The 1,014-nt window shown below is 40.2% G+C and carries 2 protein-coding genes; both read left to right on the top strand.

Annotation, left to right across the window (positions count from 1 at the left end; all coding sequences use genetic code 11):
• Positions 1 to 105: 105 nt before the first annotated feature.
• A complete protein-coding gene (locus H9628_RS11905; RefSeq protein WP_251834362.1) occupies positions 106 to 798 on the top strand; it encodes a hypothetical protein in 693 nt (230 codons plus the stop codon).
• Between the two features lie 2 nt (positions 799 to 800).
• Entirely contained in the window at positions 801 to 989 is a 189-nt protein-coding gene (locus tag H9628_RS11900) for a hypothetical protein (protein ID WP_251834361.1), read from the top strand.
• Positions 990 to 1,014 lie beyond the last annotated feature (25 nt).

Raw genomic sequence — 1,014 nt, 5'->3', positions numbered from 1 at the left:
TTCAGCGATTAATTCAGTTTTTAGCAAGTAGAAAGTTTTCGTATTTTTAGCCCGCCTGCAGAAATACCCAACCGTTATGGCTCATTTTAAAAGACGACACGACCAATGCAAATTAACGAAGAATTAAGACATAGAATTGGACTTGCACTAAATGAAGCGACTTTACTTGGCGTTGAGCTTGACAAGGAGAAAAATTTGGTTGCTTGCTCATTTGCGTTGGTTGCTATGGACAAGGACGGAAATGTTCCCGAAGACAATCGACTTTTATTCATTTTCAAACCAGTTGGACGGTTTGTTGCTTCATTACGAAATGGACATTGGGACGACAAAAACGCTGAAGTTGAAAAAATTGAACCTGAAAATATTTTAGAGATTATCCAAAGCTTTAAAGGACTTTCGATTTATGGTTGGGACTTTATTAATTGTGGTGACAAAGATTTTGGCACTTGGAAAGACCGCTTAAGTTTTGACTACTCAACAGGCGACAATATTGGACTAACGAACACGATTGACCTTTTTCAAGAAGGTGGCAACAGACATATTGACCTAAGAATTTGGTTTGACGACTTTGAAATTTTGACACCAAAGTATGAGCCAGTCGACTTGGAAGAGTTCTTAGAAAATGGTAAACGTGGTTGGGACGCAGTCTACGCTAACAACGACAAAATGAGCAATTTTGGAATTATCCCAGCGACTTCTGAAAATGAACAAAAGTTAAAGACTGCAATAAACAATTTGACAGGAGAACAGCAACCAAAAAATTGGTGGACAAAACTAAAAGACAAATTTAAAAGCTGACGATGGAAAGAAAAACGAGCCATAACACGGGTTTTGCGTCAGGCGGGGTGACGTGCAAAGTTGGAGCTTTGTGCTTCTATTCAAGTGTAGTGCTGGTTGACAGTTTTGTGCTCCGAAACCCGCCCGAACGCAAAGCCCGAAAACGTTACCGCCCATACTACCTTCCGCCGGTCCAAAATCCGTTTTTGTAATTAATTCAGCATTGGAAATCCGGGC

This window comes from Kaistella pullorum, assembly GCF_014837035.1.
GTDB lineage: Bacteria > Bacteroidota > Bacteroidia > Flavobacteriales > Weeksellaceae > Kaistella > Kaistella rhinocerotis.
Note: the sequence above shows the minus strand (reverse complement) of the source record. Positions and strands in the feature narration are given on the sequence as shown.